This is a genomic window from Glycomyces artemisiae, from assembly GCF_003002955.1.
GTDB lineage: Bacteria > Actinomycetota > Actinomycetes > Mycobacteriales > Micromonosporaceae > Glycomyces > Glycomyces artemisiae.
This window is the reverse complement of record NZ_PVTJ01000002.1, coordinates 238,573-262,303: the sequence shown is the minus strand read 5'-3', so window position 1 is coordinate 262,303 and position 23,731 is coordinate 238,573. Positions and strand designations below refer to the sequence as shown.

Sequence of the window (23,731 nt, the reverse complement as noted above, 5' to 3'; positions counted from 1 at the left end):
GAAACATCGCCCTGCTCGGAGTAGCTTACTCGGGATAGGTTATCCGAACCCGGAGCGCACTGCCGAATACGCAGTGCCGCGATGCGGGTCTCATCGCGGCACTCGTTGCAGCCCTTGGGCTTTCGCTGTATGAATTTTCCGGTCGGGTTGGCTGGGCGGCTATTTCACCCGCTCGATCTCCACAACCGTTGCGGGGACGGGGAACACGGGGTCGCTCAGTTTCGACTCGCCGCACACGATGATCCTGGCGGGCCCGCCGCCGAGGCGCCTGACGGCCCGCGCGTCGCGCTCGATCTCCTCCGCCGCGCTCTGCCCCTTGATCGCGAGCATGACGCCGCCGACCCGGGCCAGCGGCAGGCACCAGCCGGCGAGCTTCCCCAGGGGCGCCACGGCGCGCGAGACGACCACGTCGGCCTTGCCCCGCGGGTCCACCTCTTCGGCGCGGGCGCGGAGCACCTCCACGTTCTCCAGGCCGAGCGCGGCGATCACCTCGTCGAGGAAGTCCACGCGCCGCTGCATCGGCTCCACGAGGGTCACCCAGAGGTCCGGCCGCGCGATGGCGAGCGGGATGCCGGGGAGGCCGCCGCCGGAGCCGACGTCGATGACGTCGGACTCGCGGGGGATCGCCTCCTCGACCACGGCGCTGCCGAGCACGTGCCGCCCCCACAGCCGCGGCACCTCGCGCGGCCCGATGAGGCCGCGCTCGATCCCGATGGTCGACAGGAGGCCGACATAGCCTTCCGCCAAGGCGATCCGATCCTCGTCCGCTCCGAACACAGAGGCCAATGTTTCACGTGAAACATTGGCCTCGGCGGGTTCAGAGCCTTCCGGCTCGTCGTTCATGCGTTCTCGGGCTCCGTACTACTCGGCCGGCTTCACGACGACCCGGCGGCGCGGTTCGGCGCCCTCGGACTCGCTCTGCACGCCGTCGGTGGCGTTGATGACGTCGTGGACGCACTTGCGCTCGAAGGCGCTCATCGGGTCGAGCTTCACCACGCTGCCGGTCTCGATCACGCGCTTGGCGGTCTTCTCGGCCAGCTCGGCGAGCTTCTTGCGACGCCCCGCGCGGTACCCGCCGATGTCGAGCATCAGGCGCGAGTGGTCCCCGGTCTTGCGGTACACCGCGAGCCGGCACAGTTCCTGGAGGGCTTCGAGGGTCTGGCCCTTGGGGCCGACGAGCCCGCCGAGGTCTTCGCCGACGATCTCGACCTGGGGGCGGTCGCCGACGACGAGTTCGTCGATGTCCCCGTCGAGGTCGAGGATGTCCAGCAGGCCCTCCATGTAGTCGGCCGCCACTTCGCTCTGCTCGAAGAGGTCGTCTTCGGAGGCCACCTCGTCCTCCCGCACCTCAGTTGCTCCCATAATTGCCAACTCGTCCTATCGCTCGTTATAAGCCTAGTTTGCACCATTGTGGCTGATCCGCGGCGCCTGCGTCGCCGCCGACCGTCCCCCTAGCCTTTTTTCTTCTTGGAGGCCTGCTGCGCGCCGCTGACCTTCTTGGCCCGGGCGATCCGCTCCGCCCGCGAGAGGTTCTTGCCCGCGCCCGGCCCGCTCTTGGCGGCACCGGAGCCGTTGACGTTCGCGCCGTTCACGCCCGAGCCGGAGGCCGGCTTCGCGGCGCCGCCGGTCTGCTTCGGCTTCTGGCCCGGCTTGGGGGCCAGGTCCTTGCGGCGCTGCTCGGTCTCGCGCTGCTCTTCGAGCATCTTCTCGTGGGCCTTCGTGCCGGGCTTCGGCGGCTTCGCGTTCGCGGTGTTCTGCTGGGGCGGCGGGTACTTGCGGAGCACGTACTGCTGCTGCGCCAGCGAGAACAGGTTGTTGATGGTCCAGTAGATGACCACGCCGATCGGGAACGCGCCCGCGGAGAAGACCATGATGACCGGGATGCCGTAGAGCATCACCTTCTGGATCATCCGCTGGTTCGGGTCCTCGTTCCAGCCGGTCTTGAGGATCATCTGCCGGGTGGTGAGGAACGTCGTGAGGATCATCAGCGCGCCGAGGATGCCCGCGACGAGCTTGACGTTCAGCGAGGAGGAGTCCACCGGGATGAGATCGTCGGCCGGCGTGAGGAAGGTGCTCCAGAACGGCGCGCCGAAGAGCTTGGCGTGGACGTACGTGGACCAGTCGTTGTCGGTCCAGCCGTACAGGTTGATGTTCATCGTCTGCGCGGGGTCGGGGCGGCGCAGGATGTGGAAGAGCGCCAGGAAGACCGGCATCTGAATCAGGATGGGAAGGCAGCCCATGAGCGGGTTCGCCTTCTCCTTCCGATACAGCTCCATCATCTCTTTCTGGAGCGTCTCGCGGTCGTTCTTGTAGCGCTCCTGGAGCGCCTTGATCTCGGGCGCGAGCTTCTGCATGGCCCGCTGCGACTGGATCTGCTTGACGAAGAGCGGGAACAGGATGATGCGGAGGGTGATGACGACGCCGACGATGGCGAGGACCCAGGCCCAGTCGCTCTGCAGGAACCCGTTGTCGTCGCCGCCGAAGACGTTCGACCAGAGGTCGTGCCACCGCAGCAGCACCCACGACACGCCGTTGTAGGCCCACTCCATCACTTGCGGACTCCAGTCATCTCGCTCGAATTCATCACGTGCTCACTCATGCCGAGGGGGCACGGGGTCGAAACCCCCCGGATGAAAGGGGTGGCACCGTCCCAGCCGTCGCAGGCTCAACCATATGCCACGGGCTGCACCGTGCCGGGACAGCGCCTCAAGGGTATATGCGCTGCAACTGGGGTAGAAGCGGCAGCGTGCCGGAAGCGCCGGGCTTATCCACCGACGGTACGCGATCACGGGGGCGGCCACCACTCGGACCAGGCGTGATTCCGCCTTGGGGTCAAAGGCTTTCGCCCTGGGCGAACAGCCTTCGTGGGGCGGCGCCGCGGCGGTCACGACCGGCCCCGGTGCTGGCGGCCGCTCTTCCCGGTGCGGGCCGCCTGGACGGCCTCGGTGAGGTCGCGGCGCAGTTCGGCGAAGTCCCGCTCGGCGGCTTTCGGGGTGGCCCGGACGACGACGTCGGTCCCGGCGGGCCAGTGGGGGAGCTCCGCGGCGGCGGCGTGGCGGAGGCGGCGCTTGACCTTGTTGCGCACCACGGCGTTGCCTACTGCCTTGGAGACGACGAAACCCGCCCGCGCCGTGCGGTCCGCATCGGCTTCGGACGGTGTCGCCGGCTCGTCGGCCGGTTGGAGCGCTGGTGCCCAGTGCACGACGACGCCGCCGCGGGCGGCGCGGCGGCCGCGCTTGAGCGCGGCACCGAAGTCCCGGCTGCTGCGGATGCGCGCGTCGGCTGGTAGCACCTGGATCACGTCCTCATCCCCCGCGGGCGGGCCTTCGCCCGCCTCGCGCAGGGGACCTGAGGCAAGCGCTCAGACGGTCAGCTGCTTGCGACCCTTGTTGCGGCGCGCGTTGATGATGGCGCGGCCCGCACGGGTGCGCATGCGCAGCCGGAAGCCGTGGGTGCGCTTGCGACGGCGGTTGTTCGGCTGGTAGGTGCGCTTGCTCACGACGGATGTCTCCCATTACAGATCAAAAGGCTTTGCGCCCTGAGCCGGATCAGAGTGTTTCGGCCCGGGTCTACGGGGCGCTGAACAACTCTAGCAGTGTGTTCACGTCGCGCCCATGACCCGGGCCGTGCATGTGGCATGACCCTCTAAGAGACGGGCAACCACCTCATTTGGCATCCTCCCCCAGCCGTTGGCTGGGGAACTTCCGGCTCGCGGACCGCAGTCCGGCTACGGGTGGGTTTCTGCTTCCTTCCCTCACGGGCGTTCCGCCTATAGCCGCCATAGGCGGTCTTACATGGGCTCCACAGACTTGACGTTCCGCATGCCCTGCGGTAGGGCCTTCTCGGCTTGGTTCTTGCCTTTGGCCGTTTTCGAGTATACACAGCGCTCTTGTTCCGCCTGTCCAAGCTCGCGAGCAGCCTGTGGATAACTTCTCCCGGACTGTGGGCGACTTCCGCGGCGCCGGAACGGCATCGTCAGGGACGTTGCGAGAAATACCAGGTCATGACCGTGATTCAGGAAACATTGTCACAAGCGGCGCATGTGCACAGGGCACCTGAAGGCCTGTGGATAACCTGTGGAAAACTTGCTGGGACGCGGCGAGGGCGCCGCCGCGGGAAGCGGGTCCGGCAGTGCGGACCGACTGGATCCGAGCCTACCGTCCGCGGCCGCGGAACTTCGCGAAACCGGCCGTTCGGGACAAGAGCACACCGACGATGAACACGAGGGATGGCGAACGTGACCGACCAGGATCTGTCGGCAGTCTGGTCGGCGGTGTCCGCCGAGCTGGCCGAGGCGTCGTCGCTCACCCGCCAGCAGGCGGCGTGGATGCGCCTGTCGCAGCCGGTGCTGTCGATGCCGGGCACGTTCATCGTCGCCGCCCCCGATAAGTTCGCCCGTTCGGCGTTCGAGTCGAAGCTCCGCGTCCCCATCAGCGAGGCCCTCTCCCGGCACCTGGGCCAGCCGACGCAGATCGCGGTCACCTTGCAGGAGAAGCAGGCCGAGGCCGCCCCCGCTCCGGCTCCCGAGGCGCCGGCCGTGCCCGAGCAGCAGCCGGCGAACGGGACGCCCGCACCCGGCGCCGCCGACGCGACGATCGTGTTCGAGCGGCCGAAGTTCGACGACCCCGAGCCCCCGGCCGCGCCGCGCGGGCCGGTGCCCGCGCAGAACCCGCCGAGCCTGTTCGACACCGCGGCGTTCCGCCCCGGCGAGCCCGCCGCCGCGCCTGAGCGCCCGGCGCCCGAGCGGCCCGCGACTCCCGTCGAGCGCGTCCCCGAGCCGGAGCCCGAGCGGCCCGCGCCGATCCCGCACCAGCCGGCGCGCCCGGCCGAGGCCGAGACGCCCCGCTGGGAGGAGCGCACCCCCGAGCCGCCCGCCGACGGCGCCGAGCTCGAACGGGTGCTCTCCGAGACCGCGGCCCGCCGCGCCGACGGCCACAAGGACCAGGCCGCGCCGCCGGTCGCCCCGCCGCCGTCGGACGACCCGGACCCCGAGCGGCGCGGCGGCATCACCAAGGCCCACCAGGCCGCGCCCGCGAAGGCCGTCGACGGCGTCGGCCGCCTGAACCCGCGCTACAACTTCGACACGTTCGTCATCGGCTCGTCCAATCGGTTCGCGCACGCGGCCGCGTTCGCCGTCGCCGAGGCGCCCGCGAAGGCCTACAACCCGCTGTTCATCTACGGCGGCTCCGGGCTCGGCAAGACGCACCTGCTCCACGCGGTCGGCCACTACGCGCACGACCTGGGCACCGCCCAGTCCGTCAGGTACGTGACCACCGAGGAGTTCACGAACGACTTCATCAACTCGCTGTCGGACCGCCGCCAGCAGGCGTTCCAGCGCCGCTACCGGGACGTCGACATCCTCCTCATCGACGACATCCAGTTCCTCATGGACCGCGAGCGCACGCAGGAGGAGTTCTTCCACACCTTCAACGCGCTCCACAACGCCAACAAGCAGCTGGTGATCTCCTCCGACCGCTCGCCGAAGCAGCTCCAGACCCTGGAGGACCGCCTGCGGACCCGCTTCGAGTGGGGCCTGCTCGCGGACATCCAGCCGCCGGACCTGGAGACGCGCATCGCGATCCTTCGCAAGAAGGCCGTGCAGGACGAGCTGAACGTCCCCACCGACGCGGTCGAGTTCATCGCGACGCAGATCCACCACTCCATCCGCGAGCTCGAAGGCGCGCTCATCCGGGTGACGGCGTACGCGAGCCTGAACAAGAAGCCGGTGGACCTGGGCCTCGCCGAGGAGGTGCTGCACGACTTCATCCCCGAGGGCGGCAACACCGCCGAGGTGACGGTGGACCAGATCATGCAGGCGACCGCCGACTACTTCGGGGTGGCCTCGGCCGACCTGAAGGGGAACTCGCGGTCCCGGATCCTCGTGAACGCCCGGCAGGTCGCCATGTACCTGTGCCGGGAGCTGACGGACATGTCGCTGCCGCGGATCGGGCAGGCGTTCGGCGGCCGCGACCACACGACGGTGATGCACGCGAACAAGAAGATCCGGAAGCAGATGGCGGAGCGCCGGGCCCTCTACAACCAGATCGCGGAATTGACGAACCGTTTGAAACACACCGACGAATGAGCGGCCTGTGGACAACTCTGTGGAAAAGCTGTGGATAAGCCCCGGAATCTGTGGAAAGCCTGTGGACGACGTGTGGAAAACAGGCGGAAGCGCGATTCTCATTCGCTTTGCGGCTGTGGAGAACCCTGTGCATAACCTGTGGAAAAGCTGTGGACAGACCTGTGGATGAGATGTGGAAAACTCGGCGGGTGTCGGAGGCTGTGGATAAGCTCCTGATTCATCCACAGGTTCTCCACAGGCCGTCCACAGGCCGGTAGCCGGAACACGCTGCGGAAAGGCGGGTTTTCCACAGTTTCCACAGCACCGACGACTACGACGACAGTTATATCTATAGAGAAACCATTAGTAATAGCGCTGTGAACAACCGAGCTTCATCGAGAAGGAGCGACCCATGAAGTTCCAAGTCGAACGCGACACCTTCGCGGACGCGGTCTCCTGGACCGCGAAGAGCCTCCCGGCCCGCCCGTCGGTGCCCGTCCTCGCGGGCGCCCGCCTGTCGGTCGACGAGGGCACCCTGACGATCTCCGGTTTCGACTACGAGATCTCCACCCGGGTCACCGTCGAGGTCACCGGCGAGAGCGCCGGGACCGCGCTGGTCTCCGGCAAGCTCCTCGCCGAGATCGTCAAGGCCCTCCCCAACAAGCCCGTCGACTTCGTCGTCGACGGCCCCCACGCCGAGCTCACCTGCGGGTCGGCCCGGTTCACCCTGCCGACCATGCCCCTGGAGGACTACCCCTCGCTGCCGCAGATGCCCGAGGCGATCGGCACGATCGACGCCGAGGAGTTCGCGAAGGCCGTCGCCCAGACCGCCGTCGCCGCGGGCAAGGACGAGACCCTGCCGACGATGACCGGCGTCCAGGTCGAGATGACCGGCGGCGGCATCGGCATGCTCGCCACCGACCGCTACCGCATGGCCATCCGCGACTCGTCGTGGGAGCCGGGCGACTCCAGCGTCTCGGTCACGGTCCTGGTGCCCGCCAAGGCCCTCGCCGACACGGCCCGCACCTTCGGCTCCCTGTCGGGCCCGGTGACCATCGCCGTCCCCACCGGGACCGACGGCGCCCCCGGCATGATCGGCTTCACCGCGGGCGGCCGCCAGACGACCTCCCGCGTCCTCGACGGCCAGCTGCCGCCGCTGCGGAGCCTCCTGGCGACCTCGTACGCGACCACGCTGAAGGTCAAGACCTCCGAGCTCATCGAGGTGGCCCGCCGCGTCGCGCTCGTCGGCGACCGCAACTCGCCGATCCGCCTCTCGTTCGACGAGGACGGCCTCGTGGTCGAGGCCGGCGGCGCCGAGGACGCGAAGGCGTCGGAGGCCATGGACTGCGCGCTCGACGGCGAGCCCGGCAAGATCGCGTTCAACCCGACGTACCTCCTCGACGGCCTCGCCGCCATGGACGCCCCCTACACGGCGTTCAAGATGAACGAGCTGGGGAAGCCGGTCGTGATGACCGGGCAGCCCGCGCCCGAAGATGAGGATTCGGACACAAACCACGACGTGTACCTGTACATGCTGCAACCATTGCGTTGGGACGCCTGACCGCACAACGACGTGAACGACCCTGGCGCGAACACCGCGGAACGCTTTCGTGTTTGAAAGGGGGCGCGACATGCAACTCGGCATGATCGGGCTCGGCAAGATGGGCGGCAACATGAAGTTGCGGCTCGAAAAGGCTGGACACCGGGTCGTCGGCTACGACCGCAACCCGGACGTCGCCGACGTGGACTCGCTCGCCGCGCTCGTGGAGGCGCTCGACGCCCCGCGCGCCGTGTGGGTCATGGTCCCCGCCGGCGAGGCCACCAGGTCCACCGTGGAGGAGCTGGCCGGGCTGCTGTCCGAGGGCGACATCGTCGTCGACGGCGGCAACTCCCGCTTCACCGACGACGCGGTCAACGCGAAGACCCTTGCCGCGGGCGGCATCGGCTACGTCGACGCGGGCGTCTCCGGCGGCGTGTGGGGCCTGACCGAGGGCTACGCGCTCATGGTCGGCGGCGCCGAGGCCGACGTGCGGCGGCTCCAGCCGGTGTTCGACGCGCTCAAGCCCGAGGGCGAGCACGGCTTCGTCCACGCGGGCGGCGTCGGCGCCGGGCACTACGCCAAGATGGTGCACAACGGCATCGAGTACGCCATGATGCAGGCGTACGCCGAGGGCTACGAGCTTCTGGAGGCCAGCGAGTACGTCGACAACGTGCCCGAGGTCTTCAAGTCGTGGCGCGAGGGCACCGTCATCCGCTCCTGGCTGCTCGACCTCATGGACCGGGCGCTCGACTCCGATCCGAAGCTCGACCACGTCAAGGGCTACGTCGAGGACTCCGGCGAGGGCCGCTGGACCGTGGACGAGGGCATCCGCCTGCGCGTCCCGCTCCCGGCCATCACCGAGTCGCTGTTCGCCCGCTTCACCTCGCGCCAGGAGGACTCCCCGGCGATGAAGGCCGTCGCGGCGCTGCGCAACCAGTTCGGCGGACACGCCGTGAAGTCCGACTGAACATTTGCCGGGGCTCGCAAGCAGCGCCCCGGACCGAGACGGCAAGATAGAGGCGTGCGTGTACGACAGCTGCAATTGACGGACTTCAGGTCCTACGCGCACGCCCAAGTCATGTTCGACGAGGGGCCCTCGATCCTGGTGGGCCCCAACGGACACGGCAAAACCAACCTGGTGGAGTCCCTCGTCTACCTGGCGAACCTCCGCTCCCACCGCGTCTCCTCCGACGCGCCCCTGGTCCGCCAGGGCTGCGAGCAGGCCGTCGTCAGGGCAGAGATCCTCCACGACTCCCGGCGCCTCCTCGCCGAGCTGGCGATCGTCCCCGGCAAGTCGAACAAGGCCCGCCTCAACCGGACCGACCTCAAGCGCCCCCGCGAGATCATCGGCGCCCTCAAGGCCATCGCGTTCGCCCCTGAAGACCTCGCGCTCGTGCGCGGCGAGCCCTCTGCCCGCCGCCGCTACCTCGACGAGCTGCTGTGCGCCCGCTACCCGCGCTTCGCGGGCGTGCGCGCCGACTACGAGCGAGTCCTCAAGCAGCGCAACACCCTCCTGCGCACCGCGTACCTCGCGAAGAAGACCGGCGGCCGCGGCCCCGGCGGCGCCGAGATGGCGACCCTCGACGCGTGGGACGCGCACCTCGCCGCCCACGGCGCCGAGCTCATGGCCGGGCGACTCGCGCTCCTCGACGACCTCGCCGAACCCGTCGCGAAGGCCCACTCGCGCATCGCCGACGGCCGCGCCGAAGTGACCCTCACGTACGAGTCCGAGCTCGGCGACGGCCTCACCGCCGACCGCGACGTCCTCGAAGCGCGCCTCACCGCCGCGCTCGCCGCCGCCCGCTCCAAGGAGGTCGAGCGCGGCTCGACCCTCGTCGGCCCGCACCGCGACGACCTCGACCTGGTCCTGGGAAGCCTCCCCGTCAAGGGCTACGCGTCCCACGGCGAGACCTGGTCGGTCGCGCTCGCACTGCGGCTGGGCGCCTTCGAGCTCCTGCGCGCCGACGGCACCGCCCCGATCCTCATCCTCGACGACGTCTTCGCCGAGCTCGACGCCACGCGGCGCGAGCGCCTCGCCGAGTACGCCGAGGCCGCCCCGCAGACGCTCATCACCTGCGCGGTCGCCGGAGACGTGCCCGACCGGCTGACCGGCGCCCGCTACGACGTGTGGGAAGGGGAAGTGAAGCGTGTCCTCTAACGGCGGCTACGACTACCGCCCGCGCCCGCGCCGGCGCGGCAAGTCCGACGACCCGCGCTTCCGCAAGGAGTGGTCGGGCCCCGGGCCCGACAAGCGCGACCCCGAGCTGCTCGGGAGCCTCCTCCCCCAGATCGTGCGCAAGAACGGCTGGACGCGCAAAGTGGCCGACGCGTCGGTGTTCGGCCGCTGGGAGGCCATCGTCGGCCCCGACATCGCGGGCCACTGCCGCCCCGAGCAGCTGGAGAACGGCGAGCTCCTCGTCGTCGCCGAGTCCACCGCCTGGGCCACGCAGCTGCGCCTGTTCTCGCGCCAGATCCACGCCAAGATCGCCGCGGCCCTGGGCCCGAGCGTCGTCAAACGGCTGAAGATCGTCGGACCGAGGCAGCCGACTCGCTCCTACGGCCCCAGGCGGGTGCGGTTTAATGGCTCTCGTGACACGTTCTGAAGCCGTCCACCCCTAGGTCCGTAGGGGGGTTCATGTCCGCGGCTCCCAGTGCGACTGTGACGACAATGAGGCGCACAGACACCGGATCGCGAGCTGAATCGCAGTAGACTTGACGCATGCAGTCCGGCCGGCGCTCCCAGCGTCCGGCCGCCTCCATGGCCGACCCGCCGCCGCGGGGCCCGCGCCCTCCCACCCGGACCAGACAATCCGGCAGGGCCGAGGCCAGACGGCTGAAAAGTGTCACAACCATGGACTAGCTTTCTCACTACGATGCGTGAACGACAGAAGGAGTTGCCGGTGGCGGCGAAGCAGCAGGACGAGTACAGCGCCAGTTCGCTTCAGGTGCTCGAAGGCCTTGAGGCCGTCCGGAAGCGCCCGGGCATGTACATCGGCTCGACCGGCGAGCGCGGCCTGCACCACCTCATCCAGGAGGTCGTCGACAACGCGGTCGACGAGGCCATGGCGGGATTCGCCACGGACATCCTGGTGACGCTCACCGACGACGGCGGCGTCAGCGTCCGCGACGACGGCCGCGGCTTCCCCGTCGACCTCCACCCGAAGCTGAAGAAGCCCGGCGTCGAGGTCGCCCTCACGGTCCTCCACGCGGGCGGCAAGTTCGACTCCCAGACCTACGCCGTCTCCGGCGGTCTGCACGGCGTCGGCGTCTCGGTCGTGAACGCGCTCTCCACCCGCGTCACCGTCGAGATCAAGCGCGACGGCTACAACTGGCGCCAGGACTACAAGCACGCCCAGCCCGGCCCGCTCGAAAAGGGCGAGCCCACCGACGAGACCGGCACGATCGTCAGCTTCTGGCCCGACGGCGACATCTTCGAGACCCTCGAATTCGACTACAAGACGATCTACCGCCGCCTCCAGGAGATGGCCTTCCTCAACAAGGGACTGGCCATCACCCTCCGCGACGAGCGCCCCGAGCAGGTCGACGAGGACGGCAACGTCCGCGAGGTCAAGTTCCAGTACGACGAGGGCATCGCCGACTTCGTGCGCCACCTGAACGCCTCCAAGAACCCGATCCACCCCACGGTGGTCCAGTTCACCGCGGAGGACGAGAAGGAGTTCCACACCGTCGAGATCGCGATGCAGTGGAACGAGTCCTACGGCGAGTCGGTCTACACGTTCGCGAACACGATCAACACGCACGAGGGCGGCACCCACGAGGAGGGCTTCCGCGCGGCGCTCACCAACGCGGTGAACAAGTACGGGCTCGAGAAGAAGATCATCAAGTCCGAGAAGGACCGCCTCTCCGGCGAGGACATCCGCGAGGGCCTGGCCGCGATCATCTCCGTGAAGCTCCGCGAGCCGCAGTTCGAGGGCCAGACGAAGACGAAGCTCGGCAACACCGAGATCAAGGGCTTCGTGCAGCGCGTCTGCAACGAGTGGCTGCCCGACTGGCTCGACCGCCACCCGAAGGAAGCGCGGATCATCGTCCAGAAGGCCTCCAGCGCGGCGAACGCCCGCAAGGCCGCGGCGCAGGCCCGCAAGCTCGCCCGCCGCAAGAGCCTCCTGGAGACCTCCTCGATGCCCGGCAAGCTCGCCGACTGCCAGTCGACGAACCCGGAGGAGTGCGAGATCTTCGTGGTCGAGGGCGACTCGGCCGGCGGCTCCGCGAAGCAGGGCCGCAACCCGCGCACGCAGGCGATCATGCCGATCCGCGGCAAGATCCTCAACGTGGAGAAGGCCCGGCTCGACAAGATCCTCAAGAACAACGAGGTCCAGGGCATGATCACCGCCCTGGGCACCGGCATCCACGAGGAGTTCGACGCCGAGAAGCTCCGCTACCACAAGGTCATCCTGATGTCGGACGCCGACGTCGACGGCCACCACATCAACACCCTGCTGCTGACGCTCCTGTTCCGCTTCATGCGCCCGCTCATCGAGCTGGGCCACGTGTACATGAGCCAGCCGCCGCTCTACAAGATCAAGTGGAACAAGAAGGGCGACCTGGTCGACTACGCGTACTCCGACGCCGAGCGCGACCGCATCGTCGAGGCGGGCGTCGCGTCCGGCAAGGCCGACCCGCGCAAGTCCGACGGGATCCAGCGCTACAAGGGCCTCGGTGAGATGAACTACACCGAGCTGTGGGAGACGACCATGGACCCCTCGCAGCGCAACCTGCTCCAGGTTCAGCTCGACGACGCGGCAACCGCCGACGAGCTCTTCAGCGTCCTGATGGGTGAGGACGTGGAGAGCCGCCGCCGCTTCATCCAGGAGAACGCCAAGGACGTCCGGTTCCTGGACATCTAAGGCTTCGGCCCGATACGACTTCGTCTGACACAGCAAGGAAGCACTGGTGCCTGAGAACAACCAAGACCAGCTGGAGATCCCCGAGGGCCACGGCCGCATCGAACCGGTCGGCATCGAAGTGGAGATGTCGCGCTCGTACCTCGACTACGCGATGAGCGTCATCGTCGGGCGCGCGCTGCCCGACGTGCGGGACGGCCTCAAGCCGGTCCACCGCAAGATCCTCTACGCGATGTACGACGGCGGCTACCGCCCCGACCGCGGGTACGTCAAGTGCTCGCGCGTCATCGGCGACGTGATGGGGCAGTTCCACCCGCACGGCGACGGCGCGATCTACGACTCGCTGGTGCGCATGGCCCAGCCGTGGAGCCTGCGCTACCCGCTCATCGACGGGCAGGGCAACTTCGGGTCCCCCGGCAACGACCCGGCGGCCGCGCACCGGTACACCGAGTCGCGCCTCGAACCGCTCGCCATGGAGATGCTGCGGGACATCGACGAGGAGTCGGTCGACTTCGAGCCGAACTACGACGGCAAGACCACCGAGCCGACGATCCTCCCCAGCCGCATCCCGAACCTCCTCGTGAACGGCTCCGAGGGCATCGCGGTCGGCATGGCCACGAAGATCCCGCCGCACAACCTGCGCGAGGTCGCCAAGGCCGTCGACTGGTGCCTGGAGCACCCGGAGGCCACCGAGGAGGAGGCCCTGGAGGCGATCCTCGGAATCATCACCGGCCCCGACTTCCCGACCGGCGCGACCATCCTCGGCCGCGCCGCCATCGAGGACGCCTACCGGACCGGCCGCGGCTCGATCAAGATGCGCGCCGTCATCGAGGTCGAGGAGGACACCAAGGGCCGCCCGTGCCTGGTCGTCACCGAGCTCCCGTACCAGGTGAACCCCGACAACCTGGCCGAGCGGATCGCCGACCTCGTCAAGGAGGGCAAGCTCGGCGGCATCGCCGACATCCGCGACGAGTCCTCGGGCCGCACCGGCATGCGGATCGTGGTCGTGCTCAAGCGCGACGCGGTCCCGAAGGTCGTGCTCAACAACCTGTACAAGCACACGCAGCTCCAGGACACGTTCGGCGCGAACATGCTCGCGCTGGTCGACGGGGTGCCGCGCACGCTGAACATCGCGCAGATGGTCCGCTACTACGTGGCGCACCAGATCGACGTGATCGTCCGCCGCACCCGGTACCGGATGCGCAAGGCCGAGGAGCGCGCCCACATCCTGCGCGGCCTCGCGAAGGCCCTCGACCTGCTCGACGAGACGATCGCGCTCATCCGCCGCTCGCCGTCGGCCGAGGAGTCGAAGCAGGGCCTGATGGAGCTGCTGGAGGTCGACGAGGTCCAGGCCGTCGCGATCCTCGACATGCAGCTGCGGCGCCTCGCGGCCCTGGAGCGGCAGCGGATCATCGACGAGCTCGCCGAGATCGAGGCGAAGATCGCCGACCTCGCGGACATCCTCGCCAAGCCCGAGCGGCAGCGCGAGATCATCCGCGAGGAGCTCGGCGCGGTCGTGGCCCGCTGGGGCGACGACCGGCGCACGCAGATCCTCCCCGACGCCGGCGAGGTGTCCATGGAGGACCTCATCGCCCGCGAGGACATCGTGGTGACGATCACCCGCGGCGGCTACGTCAAGCGCACCACCACCGACTCGTTCCGCTCGCAGAAGCGCGGCGGGAAGGGCGTCCAGGGCGCGCAGCTCAAGCAGGACGACATCGTCAGCCACTTCTTCGTGACGACCACGCACGACTGGATCCTGTTCTTCACGAACAAGGGCCGCGTGTACCGCGCGAAGGCGTACGAGCTGCCGGAGGCGTCCCGCACGGCCCGCGGCCAGCATGTGGCGAACATCCTCGCGTTCGGTCCCGATGAGACGATCGCGCAGGTCATCCAGCTGCCCCACTACGAGGTCACGCCGTACCTGGTGCTCGCCACCCGCAACGGCCTGGTCAAGAAGTCCAAGCTCACCGACTTCGACTCCCCGCGCACCGGCGGCATCGTCGGCATCAACCTGCGCGACGGCGACGAGCTGGTCGGGGCGGCGCTCATCCAGCAGGAGGACGACCTGCTGCTGGTCTCGCGCAAGGCCCAGTCGATCCGCTTCCAGGCCACCGACGAGGCGCTGCGCCCGATGGGCCGGGCCACCAGCGGCGTCATCGGCATGCGGTTCGTCGGGGACGACGAATTGCTCACGATGATCGTGCTCCGCGATAATATGGACATCCTCGTCGCGACCAGCCGCGGCTACGCGAAGCGGACTCCGGTCGACGCGTATCCGCAGCAGGGCCGCGGCGGCAAGGGCGTCCTGACGGCTAAGATCACGGAACGGCGCGGCGACCTGGTTGGGGCGCTGTCGGTGACGCCCGACGACGAGCTGTTCGCGATCACCTCGGAGGGAGGGGTCATCAGGACTCCTGTGAAGCCGGTCCGCCAGACTTCGGACCGCAACACCCAGGGCGTCAAGCTGATCGACCTGCCCGAGGAAGTGTCGCTGCTCGCCATCACCAGGAGCGCCGAGGAACCGGAACCCGATGAGGGGCAGGACGAGTAGATGACCGACGCGAAGGCCACCGCAGCGGAGACCGAGCGCGAGGACGACGTGCCGGAGCTGCCCTCCGAGTCGCCCGCCGACACCGAGCCGACCGCCGACGACAAGCCGTCGCCGGAGCCGGCCCCGGCGCAGGACCAGACGCTGACGCTGCGTCGCCCCCCGGGGATGACGCCGCCGCCGGTGACGCCCGAGGCCGTCCCGATCGCGCAGTCGACCGGGCCGACCGGCAACACCGCGGCCCAGCAGGCCGCGGGGGTCGCCTCCTCGGCGCGCGTCGCCGACGCGGTCCGTGCCGCCCGCGCGGCGGTCAGCCAGGCCGCGGCCCGCGGCCCGCGCCGGGCCCGCCTGCGGCTCAAGCGGATCGACCCGTGGTCGGTCATGAAGTTCGCGTTCGCCGTGTCGATCGTGCTGTTCATCGTCATGGTCGTGGCGACCACCGTCCTGTACATCGCGCTCGACGCGATGGGCGTGTTCGACACCGTCAACGACATGCTCCAGATGCTCATGGGCGGCAGCGGCGACTCGGCCGCGGCGGCCGAGGACTTCAGGATCACCGCGAAGGGCGTCATCGGGGCCGCGGCCCTGCTCGGCGTGGTGAACATGGTCCTCTTCACGGCCCTGGCGACCCTCGGGTCGTTCATCTACAACGTCTGCGCCGACCTCGTCGGCGGCGTCGAGGTCACGCTCGCCGAGCGCGACTAGCAGGACTCTGACGGAGCGCCCGCGGCCGGGAAAAGGCCGCGGGCGCTCCGCCGTTCCGTCCCAGTGATGCCCGTCCCTCCAGGGAGGGCCCCTGATTCGCGCACGGGACGAACGTGGGGTAATCTTTCTCAGCGCCGCCGATGAGCGGCCGAAGCAAGGGCGTATAGCTCAGGTGGTTAGAGCGTCGAGCTGATAACTCGAAGGTCCCAAGTTCGAGTCTTGGTACGCCCACAGACACCCGCCGGTCACCGGCGGGTTTTTTCTTGCCCGGAATACCGGGACCGGCCCGCGGCCTTGAACGGGGAGACCCATGTCCCCCGCTCGAAGGTGCCCCCATGGACTCCCCGCGCTCGTTCCTGTTCGTCCTCGGCAGCTCCCGCACCGGCGGGAACACCGAGACCCTCGCCCGCGCCGCCGCCGAGCACCTCGAACCGGAGGCGGCCCAGGAGTGGCTGCGCCTGTCCGACCTCGGCCTGCCGCCCTTCCGGGACCGCCGCCACATCGGCGACGGGAAGACCCCGTTCGCCGAGGGGCCCGAGAAGACCCTCCAGGACGCGACGCTCGCCGCCACGGACATCGTCATCGCGTCGCCGCTGTACTGGTACTCCGTGAGCGGCTCGGTGAAGAACTACCTCGACTACTGGTCGGGCTGGCTCCGCGTCCCCGGCCTCGACTTCAAGGCCCGCATGGGCGGGCGGCGCCTGTGGGGCGTCACCGTCCAGGGCGACGAGGAGCCCGACGTCTCGGCCCCGCTCGCCGGGACCCTGCGCCTGTCCGCCGAGTACCTGCGCATGGAGTGGAAGGGCGTCCTCCTCGGCTACGGCTCGCGGCCCGGCCAGGTCCTGCGCGACGAGGCCGCCCTCGCCGCCGCCAAGACCTTCCTCGACCCGGCCCGCGACACGCCCGGCATCAGGTACTGAGCCTGCGGGCCGCGGCCCGGCGGCCCGCCGCGCCGCAGTTTCGCTATGCTGAGGCGCATCGCGCGATGCCGACCGCGGCATTGCTGTACGCGGCAATCTCTGATATGGGGGCCTGGGTCCATGTGGAAGAAGATCTTGATCGTCGCCGGCGTGGCGACGGTCGCGTTCGTGGTCGCCAAGAAGGTCAAGTCGATCAACGACGACCGCACCCTGTGGCACGAGGCCACCACCTCCGCGGAGGACGTGCACTAGCGAATCGCGTTAGCCACCTCACTGCACCGCGGGTATCCTCGCTGTTGCCCCGCGCGCAGCGGGGATACTCGAACGGACCGGCCTCACCGCCGGCCCGCGAGGGGTCTTAGCTCAATTGGCAGAGCACCGCCTTTGCAAGGCGGGGGTTAGGGGTTCGATTCCCCTAGACTCCACTGTGAAAGCCCTGATGACAGGGCTTTTTTCGTGTCCAGGGGGCGGAAACGGCCGTGCGGGGTCCGGGGCGGGGCCGGTAGCCTGCTGCGGTGGATGCTTCTGAGGGGCCCGGGGCCGGGATCGATGCGGTCGCCGCGGTGTACGGGCTCGGGGCGGTGCGCCGGGTCCGGTACCTGGCCGACGGGCTGCTGAACCGGAACTGGCGGGTCGAGGCGGATGCGGGGGTGTTCGCGCTCAAGGAGCTCGCTTCGACCGAGCCGGAGGCGGCTCGGCGGAGTCTTGCGGTGATGGGGGCCGCCGGGGAGGCCGGGGTGCCCGTCGTCCCGGTGGTTCCGGGGCCCCGCGGTGAGCTGGTCACTGAGGTCGGCGACCACTGCTACTACTTGGCGCGGTGGGTCGACGGGGATCATCGGCGGGGTGCCGAGATGACGCCGACCGCGTCGTTTCACATGGGCGAGATGCTCGGGCGGGTGCGGGTCGCGTTGGCGCGGCCCGGGTTGCTTCCCGATGAGGCGCCTCGGGTGGAGGCTCCGCCTTCTGTCGGAACGGCGAAGGAGCGGATCGGGGATTATCTCGGGCTCATCGGGGCGAAGGGAAGGCTTGACGAGTTCGACTCGGCGGCATTGCCTCTGCTGGAGAGCCGGATCGAACTGGTTGCGGCCCATGAGCATCTGCGGCCCGAGGGGCCGGTGGTCGGGCCGGTGGGGTGGATCCACGGGGACTGCCAGAACTGGAATCTGATCTGGCAGGGGGAGCGGATCGCGGCGGTGCTGGACTGGGACCGGTTGCGGGTCAACGCGTACGGGGAGGAGGTCGTGCGGGCCTCCATGTACCAGTGCGCGCTTCCGGACGGGAGCGTCGACCTGGAGTGCATCGCGGCGATCCTGGACGGGTACCGGTCGGTGGCGCCGATTTCCGGTGCGGCGCTTGCGGATGCGGCGCGGCGGCGGTGGTGGCGGCTCATCACCAGCGTGTGGCACTTGAAGTACCACTACTACCTGGGCGAGCCGGCGAGCGACCGGGTGTTCTTCTCGGACGAGCGGCTGCTGCGGTGGTGGACGGCGAATCTCGATGCGGTGGAGGCGGTGTTCGGTCAGCGCCAGCGGTAGCGGCGTTCGGGGCGGCCGCGGCCGGCGTATTTCAGGGCGACTTCGGCGCGGCCGCGTTCGGTGAGCTGTTCGAGGTAGCGGCGGGCGCTCACTCGGGAGACGCCGATGCGTTCGGCGCATTCCGCGGCGGAGAGGGAGCCTTCGGCGTCGCGGAGCGTCGACTCGACCAGTTGGGCCGTCTCGGTGCTGAATCCCTTGGGCATCAAGGTGGCCGAGCCGGTGCGTTCGAAGGCCCGGTCGATGTCCGCCTGGTCGTGGACGGCCATCGCCAGGCCGGCGCGGGTGTTGGCGTACTGCTCCAGGCGTTCTTGGAAGTCGTTGAAGCTGAAGGGCTTCAGGAGGTACGAGACGACGCCGAGGCGGACGGCGGCCCTGACGGCTTCGGACTCGCGGGCCGCGGAGATGACCATGACGTCGGTCTCGTGGCCTTCGGCCCGCATGCGGCGCACCAGGTCGAGGCCGAAGACGTCGGGCAGGTAGAGGTCGAGGAGGACGAGGTCGGGGCGGTGCTCGTCGAGGGCGGCGAGGGTCTCCTCGCCGGTGCGGGCCGAGGCGACGGCCTGGAAGCCCGGGGTGCGTTCGACGAATCCGCGGTGGATGTTGACGAGGCGGAAGTCGTCGTCGACTACCAGCACATCGATCATGTCGGTTCCTCAGCCGTTGCAGCGATGGACGTTGAAGGGACAGGCGTTGCCGGGACGGGTCGGTCGGGCAGCGGCAGCTGCGCGGTGAAGCGGGCGCCGTCGCCGGTGTTCTCCACGCGGACGCCGCCGCCGTGATGCTCGCACACGAGCCTGGTGAGCGCCAGTCCGATCCCGCGCTCGGCGGTGGTGCCGGTGTTCGCGGACTTCGTGGTGAAGCCGTGCTCGAAGACCTCTTCCGCGGTTTCCTGCGGGACGCCGGGGCCGTTGTCCTCCACCGTGATCGTCACGGCGCCTTGGGCTTCGCGGATGTCGACCCTGACCCAGGCCTCGGCCGCGAGGGGGAGGGGCGATCCTGCGGCGGCGTCGACGGCGTTGTCGATGAGGTTGCCCAGGACGGTGCCGACGTCGGCCGAGTCCTCGGCGGAGAGCGGACCGAGGGCGGTGCCTTCGGCGATGTCGAGGCGCACCTGCCGTTCGGAGGCCTGCGCGGACTTCGCCATGAGGAGCGCGGCGATGGCCTTGTCGCGGATGGGGCCGCCGATCGACAGGTCGAGGGACTGGCGGTGGCGGTTGAGGGCGTCGATGTAGCGGACGACCTCGTCCTGCTCGCCGATCTGGATGAGCCCGGAGATGGTGTGGAGCTTGTTGTCGAACTCGTGGGCCTGCGCGCGGAGGGCCTCGGCGGTGGAGCGGAACGAGCCGAGGTCGCGTTCGAGCTGGGCGAGTTCGGTGCGGTCGCGGAGGGTGGCGACGGCGCCGAGGGCGCGGCCGTCCTTCTCGACGGGCATGCGGTTGACGACGAGGACCCGGTTGCCCTGGAGGACGACCTGGTCGGAGCCGGTGACGGTGCCGGTGAGCACGTCGCGGAGGCGCGCGGTGAGGTCGAGGTCGTCGAGGGTGCGGCCGACGGCGCCGTCGGGGAGGTCGAGGAGGCGGCGGCCGACGTCGTTGACGAGGGTGACGCGGTGCTGGTCGTCGACGGCGATGACGCCCTCGGCGATGCCGTAGAGCATGGCCTCGCGGTGCTCGGCGAGGCCCGCGATCTCCCTGGGCTCCATGCCGAACGTCTGCCGTTTGATGCGGCGGGCGAGCAGCCACGACCCGGCGACGCCGAGGACGCTCGCGACCCCGAGGTAGAGCAGGAGCGTCGGCACGGCCTGGACGAGGAGCCGCGCGAGCGTGGGCGCCTCCTGGCCGACGACGGCGACGCCGAGCTGGACGCCGAGGTTCTCCGGTTCGGCGCCGATGACCGGGGCCTGGCCGACGAGTTCGGTGCGGCCGCCGAGCTCGATCTCGCCGCGCCAGCCGCGGCCGTCGAGGACGCCGTCGCCGAGGGGGAGCTGCGTGCCGATGAGCAGCGGGTTCGTGGAGGCGACGATCCTGCCGCCGGGGTCGGCGAGGGTCACCGAGGAGACCTGCCAGCGTTCGAGGTCGGCCTGGATCTGCGGGGCGAGCGTCTGGGAGGGCGCGGGTTCGGGGAGGCGGCCGCGGACCAGGTCGGAGGCGGCGAGGGACTCGGCGAGCTGGGTGACGCGGCGGCCCTGCTCGGCGTTGAAGACCGCCGCGGACTGGGCGAGGGAGAGACCGGCGACGGCGGCGAGCACCAGCAGGATCACCGTGAGCTGGAAGAGGAGGAGCTGGCCGGCGAGGGTCGGGCGGGTCAGGGGCCTGAACACAATGAACTCAATGATCGATACGGACACAAGGCTGACGCGGGGGCGGCGCCGGGGTGACCATCGTCTCTCACCCCGACCCCGAAATGAAAGAGCAACGACGATGAAATTTCACCGGAGGGCCCTCCTCAGCGCTGCGGCGGCCGTCCCGGCCCTGGCGGCGGCCTCGGCGTGCGGCCTGACCGCCGAGGGCGAATCGGGCGACGGACCCCTGACCGGCCTGCGGATCATGGTCCCCAACAGCCCCGGCGGCGGCTACGACACGACCGCGCGCTCCATCGCCCGGATCATGGAGGACGAGGGCATCGCCAAGGCCGTCGAGGTGTTCAACCTCGAAGGCGCCGGCGGCACCGTGGGCCTCCAGCGGACCGTCAGCGAGGAGGGGAACGGCGACCTCGCGATGCAGATGGGCCTGGGCGTCGTGGGCGCCTCCTACACCCAGAACTCCGAGGCGAAGCTCACCGGCACGACGCCGATCGCGAAGCTCGTGGAGGAGTCCGGGGCCATCGTCGTGCCCGTCGGCTCCCCGTACCAGACGATCGAGGACCTGGTGGCGGCCTGGTCCGCGGACCTGGACGGCGTCACCGCGGGCGGCGGCTCCTCCCCCGGCGGCCCCGACCACCTGCTGCCGATGCGCCTCGCGAAGGCCGTCGGCATCGACCCGGTGCAGGTCAACTACGTGTCCTACGACGGCGGCGGCGAGCTGCTGCCCGCGCTGCTCGGCGAGAAGGTGTCGTTCGGCGCGAGCGGCGTCGGCGAGTTCATCGACCAGATCGAGGCCGGCCAGCTGCGGGTCCTCGCGACCTCCGGCGCCGAGCGGGTCGACGTCGTGCCCGACGCGCCGACGTTCCGCGAGTCCGGGATCGACCTGGAGTTCACGAACTGGCGCGGCTGGGTCACCCCGCCCGGGATCTCCGACGAGGACGTCCAGAAGTGGACCGACGCGCTCACCGCGATGTACGAGTCGACGGCGTGGCAGGACGAGCTGGAGAAGCAGGGCTGGACCGACGCGTTCATGACGGGGAACGACTTCGCGGACTTCCTCACCGACCAGGACTACACGGTCGCCGCGACGCTCCAGGAACTGGGCCTCGCATGACCGCTGCCGACCGCGGCGACGCCGCCGAGGCCGTGGAGACGGAGGCGGACGAGGCCGCCGCGACCGAGGCCGTCGATGCTGAGCCCGAGGCCGCGGCGCCGCCGAAGCGGGACCTCGCGCAGCTGTGGGTGTGCGGGTTCCTCGCCGTCCTCGGCGTCCTGGTCATCGTCGACGCCTCCCGCCTCGGCGGGTTCTCCGCCTCGAACGACCCGATCGGCCCGAAGCCGATCCCGATCATCCTCGGGGTGCTCCTGTTCGCCGTCGCCGCGTTCTACGCGCTGAACGTGCTGCGCGGCGGGCACGGCGAGGACGGGGGCTCAGGCGCGAACGAGAAGTTCGACCTGAAGACCGTGGGCCTGCTGTGCGCCGTGTTCATCGCGAACGCGCTGCTCATCGACTGGCTCGGGTGGGTCATCTCCGGGTCGCTCCTGTTCTGGGGCGCCGCGATCGTGCTGGGCTCGCGCCGGTACTTCCTGACGCTCGCCGCGGCGGTCGTGCTCGGCCTGGCCACGTTCTACGGGTTCGCGATCGGGCTGGGCCTCGGCCTGCCCGCGGGCGTCCTCCAGGGAATCCTGTAGGGGGCAGCGGACATGGACAACCTGAATTCGCTCCTCGACGGCTTCGCCGCGATCCTCACCCCGGGGAACCTGCTCATCGCGCTCCTGGGCGTCACCATCGGCACGGCCGTGGGGATGCTGCCGGGCCTCGGCACGGCCATGGCGATCGCGCTGCTCCTGCCGATCACGTACGGGATGGAGCCGACGCAGGCGTTCATCATGTTCGGCGGGATCTTCTACGGCGGCATGTACGGCGGCTCCACGACGGCGATCCTGCTGAACACGCCGGGCCAGTCGTCGTCGGTGGTCACGGTCCTCGAAGGCTTCAAGATGGCCCGCAACGGACGCGGCGGGCAGGCCCTCGCGACCGCGGCCATCGGCTCGTTCGTGGCCGGGACGATCGCGACGATCGCGCTCGTGTTCGTCACCCCGATCACCGTGCAGTTCGCGATCGGCCTCGGCGCGCCCGAGTACTTCGCGATCATGGTGCTCGCGCTGGTCGCGACCGCGTCGGTCCTGGGCTCGTCGCGCATCCGCGGGTTTGCGTCGCTCCTGGCGGGCCTGGTGATCGGGACGATCGGCATCGACGCGGTGACCGGGCAGCAGCGCCTCACGTACGGCGTGCCGGAGCTGGCGAGCGGCATCGACATCGTCATCGTCGCGGTCGGCGCGTTCGCCGTCGGCGAGGCGCTGTGGACGGCGGCGCGCCGCAAGAACGGCAAGGACGAGATCATCCCGGTCGGCCGGGTGTGGATGGGTCGCAGCGACTGGCGCCGCTCGTGGGGGCCGTGGCTGCGCGGGTCCGCGCTCGGGTTCCCGTTCGGCGCGGTCCCCGCCGGGGGCGCGGAGGTGCCGACGTTCCTGTCGTACGTGACGGAGCGGCGGCTCTCGAAGCACAAGCAGGAGTTCGGGAACGGCGCGATCGAGGGCGTCGCGGGCCCGGAGGCGGCGAACAACGCCTCCGCGGCGGGCACGCTCGTGCCGATGCTCGCGCTCGGCCTGCCGTGCAACGCGACCGCGGCGGTCATGCTCGCGGCGTTCCAGACCTACGGCATCCAGCCGGGCCCGCTCCTGTTCGAGAAGGAGTCGGCGCTGGTGTGGACGCTCATCGCGGGCCTGTTCGTGGGCAACGCGATGCTGCTGGTGCTCAACATGCCGCTGATCCCGGTGTGGGTGAAGCTGCTGCGCATCCCCAAGCCGTACCTGTTCGCGGGGATCCTGTTCTTCGCGACGATGGGCGCGTACGCGACGAGCGGGCAGTCGTTCGAGCTGTTCGTGCTGCTCGCGCTGGGCCTGATCGGGCTCGCGATGCGGCGCTTCGGGATTCCGATGCTGCCGATGATCGTGGGCGTGATCCTCGGCCCGATGGCGGAGCGGCAGGCGCGCATGGCGCTTCAGCTGTCCGGCGGCGAGCCGTCGGGCCTGGTCGGCGGGCCGGTCGCGTGGACCGTGTACGGGATCATCGCGCTGATCGCCTTGTGGCCCTTGGTCTCGCTCGCGCGGCGGCGCCTGACCCGCGACCGCGCCGGCGACCGTGAGGCGGTCGCCGCCTGACCTTCCGGGTGAGTGGGAGGTGCGGGC

The 23,731-nt window shown here is 69.7% G+C and carries 22 protein-coding genes and 2 tRNA genes; 16 read left to right on the top strand and 8 right to left on the bottom strand.

Annotated features, from left to right (window positions below):
- Positions 1-159: 159 nt before the first annotated feature.
- From rsmG to rpmH, 6 genes are all read right to left on the bottom strand, one after another.
- Positions 160-747: a 16S rRNA (guanine(527)-N(7))-methyltransferase RsmG gene (gene rsmG, locus B0I28_RS05750; protein ID WP_245888894.1), complete on the bottom strand. Its 588-nt coding sequence runs from the start codon at positions 745-747 to the stop codon at positions 160-162.
- Positions 748-861: 114 nt separating this feature from the next.
- Positions 862-1,362, bottom strand: coding sequence for a Jag family protein (locus B0I28_RS05745; protein WP_106362850.1), 501 nt, complete (start codon positions 1,360-1,362; stop codon positions 862-864).
- A gap of 89 nt (positions 1,363-1,451) precedes the next feature.
- Positions 1,452-2,549, bottom strand: coding sequence for a membrane protein insertase YidC (gene yidC, locus B0I28_RS05740; RefSeq protein WP_106362849.1), 1,098 nt, complete (start codon positions 2,547-2,549; stop codon positions 1,452-1,454).
- Between the two features lie 42 nt (positions 2,550-2,591).
- Positions 2,592-2,804 carry a membrane protein insertion efficiency factor YidD gene (gene yidD, locus B0I28_RS05735; protein WP_342761196.1) on the bottom strand — a complete coding sequence of 71 codons (213 nt, stop codon included), beginning with the start codon at positions 2,802-2,804 and terminating at the stop codon, positions 2,592-2,594.
- 80 nt (positions 2,805-2,884) lie between these two features.
- Positions 2,885-3,292 (bottom strand): ribonuclease P protein component, encoded by a 408-nt coding sequence (gene rnpA, locus B0I28_RS05730; protein ID WP_106363409.1) that lies wholly within the window; start codon positions 3,290-3,292, stop codon positions 2,885-2,887.
- Positions 3,293-3,361: 69 nt separating this feature from the next.
- The gene (gene rpmH, locus B0I28_RS05725) at positions 3,362-3,499 is read right to left on the bottom strand and encodes a 50S ribosomal protein L34 (RefSeq protein ID WP_106362847.1); all 138 of its coding nucleotides are present in this window, start codon (positions 3,497-3,499) and stop codon (positions 3,362-3,364) included.
- 729 nt (positions 3,500-4,228) lie between these two features.
- Here rpmH and dnaA point away from each other — a divergent pair.
- From dnaA to B0I28_RS05665, 13 genes are all read left to right on the top strand, one after another.
- Positions 4,229-6,085 (top strand): chromosomal replication initiator protein DnaA, encoded by a 1,857-nt coding sequence (dnaA, locus tag B0I28_RS05720; RefSeq protein ID WP_106362846.1) that lies wholly within the window; start codon positions 4,229-4,231, stop codon positions 6,083-6,085.
- 391 nt (positions 6,086-6,476) lie between these two features.
- Positions 6,477-7,625 carry a DNA polymerase III subunit beta gene (gene dnaN / locus B0I28_RS05715; protein ID WP_106362845.1) on the top strand — a complete coding sequence of 383 codons (1,149 nt, stop codon included), beginning with the start codon at positions 6,477-6,479 and terminating at the stop codon, positions 7,623-7,625.
- 49 nt (positions 7,626-7,674) lie between these two features.
- The gene (gene gnd, locus B0I28_RS05710; RefSeq protein ID WP_281260916.1) at positions 7,675-8,571 is read left to right on the top strand and encodes a phosphogluconate dehydrogenase (NAD(+)-dependent, decarboxylating); all 897 of its coding nucleotides are present in this window, start codon (positions 7,675-7,677) and stop codon (positions 8,569-8,571) included.
- A 111-nt stretch (positions 8,572-8,682) separates the two neighbouring features.
- Positions 8,683-9,762 carry a DNA replication/repair protein RecF gene (gene recF, locus B0I28_RS05705; protein ID WP_425433431.1) on the top strand — a complete coding sequence of 360 codons (1,080 nt, stop codon included), beginning with the start codon at positions 8,683-8,685 and terminating at the stop codon, positions 9,760-9,762.
- On the top strand, positions 9,752-10,207 hold the full coding sequence (locus B0I28_RS05700; RefSeq protein WP_106362842.1) for a DciA family protein: 456 nt from the start codon (positions 9,752-9,754) through the stop codon (positions 10,205-10,207). Before recF ends, B0I28_RS05700 begins: the two co-directional genes overlap by 11 nt.
- A gap of 297 nt (positions 10,208-10,504) precedes the next feature.
- Positions 10,505-12,469, top strand: coding sequence for a DNA topoisomerase (ATP-hydrolyzing) subunit B (gene gyrB, locus B0I28_RS05695; RefSeq protein ID WP_106362841.1), 1,965 nt, complete (start codon positions 10,505-10,507; stop codon positions 12,467-12,469).
- Positions 12,470-12,515: 46 nt separating this feature from the next.
- Positions 12,516-15,020 (top strand): DNA gyrase subunit A, encoded by a 2,505-nt coding sequence (gene gyrA / locus B0I28_RS05690; RefSeq protein ID WP_106362840.1) that lies wholly within the window; start codon positions 12,516-12,518, stop codon positions 15,018-15,020.
- A complete protein-coding gene (locus B0I28_RS05685) occupies positions 15,021-15,722 on the top strand; it encodes a DUF3566 domain-containing protein (protein WP_106362839.1) in 702 nt (233 codons plus the stop codon). It begins immediately after the preceding gene.
- A gap of 157 nt (positions 15,723-15,879) precedes the next feature.
- Positions 15,880-15,953, top strand: a tRNA-Ile gene (locus tag B0I28_RS05680).
- Between the two features lie 104 nt (positions 15,954-16,057).
- Complete coding sequence (locus B0I28_RS05675; RefSeq protein ID WP_106362838.1) at positions 16,058-16,642, top strand: flavodoxin family protein; 585 nt, start codon at positions 16,058-16,060, stop codon at positions 16,640-16,642.
- A 120-nt stretch (positions 16,643-16,762) separates the two neighbouring features.
- Positions 16,763-16,894: a DLW-39 family protein gene (locus tag B0I28_RS27600; RefSeq protein ID WP_219926587.1), complete on the top strand. Its 132-nt coding sequence runs from the start codon at positions 16,763-16,765 to the stop codon at positions 16,892-16,894.
- A 100-nt stretch (positions 16,895-16,994) separates the two neighbouring features.
- Positions 16,995-17,067, top strand: a tRNA-Ala gene (locus B0I28_RS05670).
- A 90-nt stretch (positions 17,068-17,157) separates the two neighbouring features.
- Positions 17,158-18,177, top strand: a complete 1,020-nt coding sequence (locus tag B0I28_RS05665; protein WP_106362837.1) for a phosphotransferase — start codon at positions 17,158-17,160, stop codon at positions 18,175-18,177.
- Here the strand turns inward: B0I28_RS05665 and B0I28_RS05660 are convergent.
- A complete protein-coding gene (locus B0I28_RS05660) occupies positions 18,162-18,821 on the bottom strand; it encodes a response regulator (RefSeq protein WP_106362836.1) in 660 nt (219 codons plus the stop codon). The genes B0I28_RS05665 and B0I28_RS05660 overlap by 16 nt on opposite strands.
- Positions 18,818-20,497, bottom strand: coding sequence for a sensor histidine kinase (locus tag B0I28_RS05655; protein WP_219926586.1), 1,680 nt, complete (start codon positions 20,495-20,497; stop codon positions 18,818-18,820). The genes B0I28_RS05660 and B0I28_RS05655 overlap by 4 nt, the downstream gene beginning before the upstream one ends.
- 100 nt (positions 20,498-20,597) lie before the next feature.
- Between B0I28_RS05655 and B0I28_RS05650 the strand changes: the two genes are divergently transcribed.
- Genes B0I28_RS05650 through B0I28_RS05640 form a run of 3 tightly spaced genes read left to right on the top strand, consistent with a single transcriptional unit; the run spans position 20,598 to position 23,704 of the window.
- Positions 20,598-21,593 carry a Bug family tripartite tricarboxylate transporter substrate binding protein gene (locus B0I28_RS05650; RefSeq protein ID WP_106362835.1) on the top strand — a complete coding sequence of 332 codons (996 nt, stop codon included), beginning with the start codon at positions 20,598-20,600 and terminating at the stop codon, positions 21,591-21,593.
- Positions 21,590-22,171, top strand: coding sequence for a tripartite tricarboxylate transporter TctB family protein (locus B0I28_RS05645; RefSeq protein ID WP_106362834.1), 582 nt, complete (start codon positions 21,590-21,592; stop codon positions 22,169-22,171). The genes B0I28_RS05650 and B0I28_RS05645 overlap by 4 nt, the downstream gene beginning before the upstream one ends.
- A 12-nt stretch (positions 22,172-22,183) precedes the next feature.
- Positions 22,184-23,704, top strand: coding sequence for a tripartite tricarboxylate transporter permease (locus B0I28_RS05640; protein WP_106362833.1), 1,521 nt, complete (start codon positions 22,184-22,186; stop codon positions 23,702-23,704).
- The last annotated feature ends 27 nt before the right edge of the window (positions 23,705-23,731 follow it).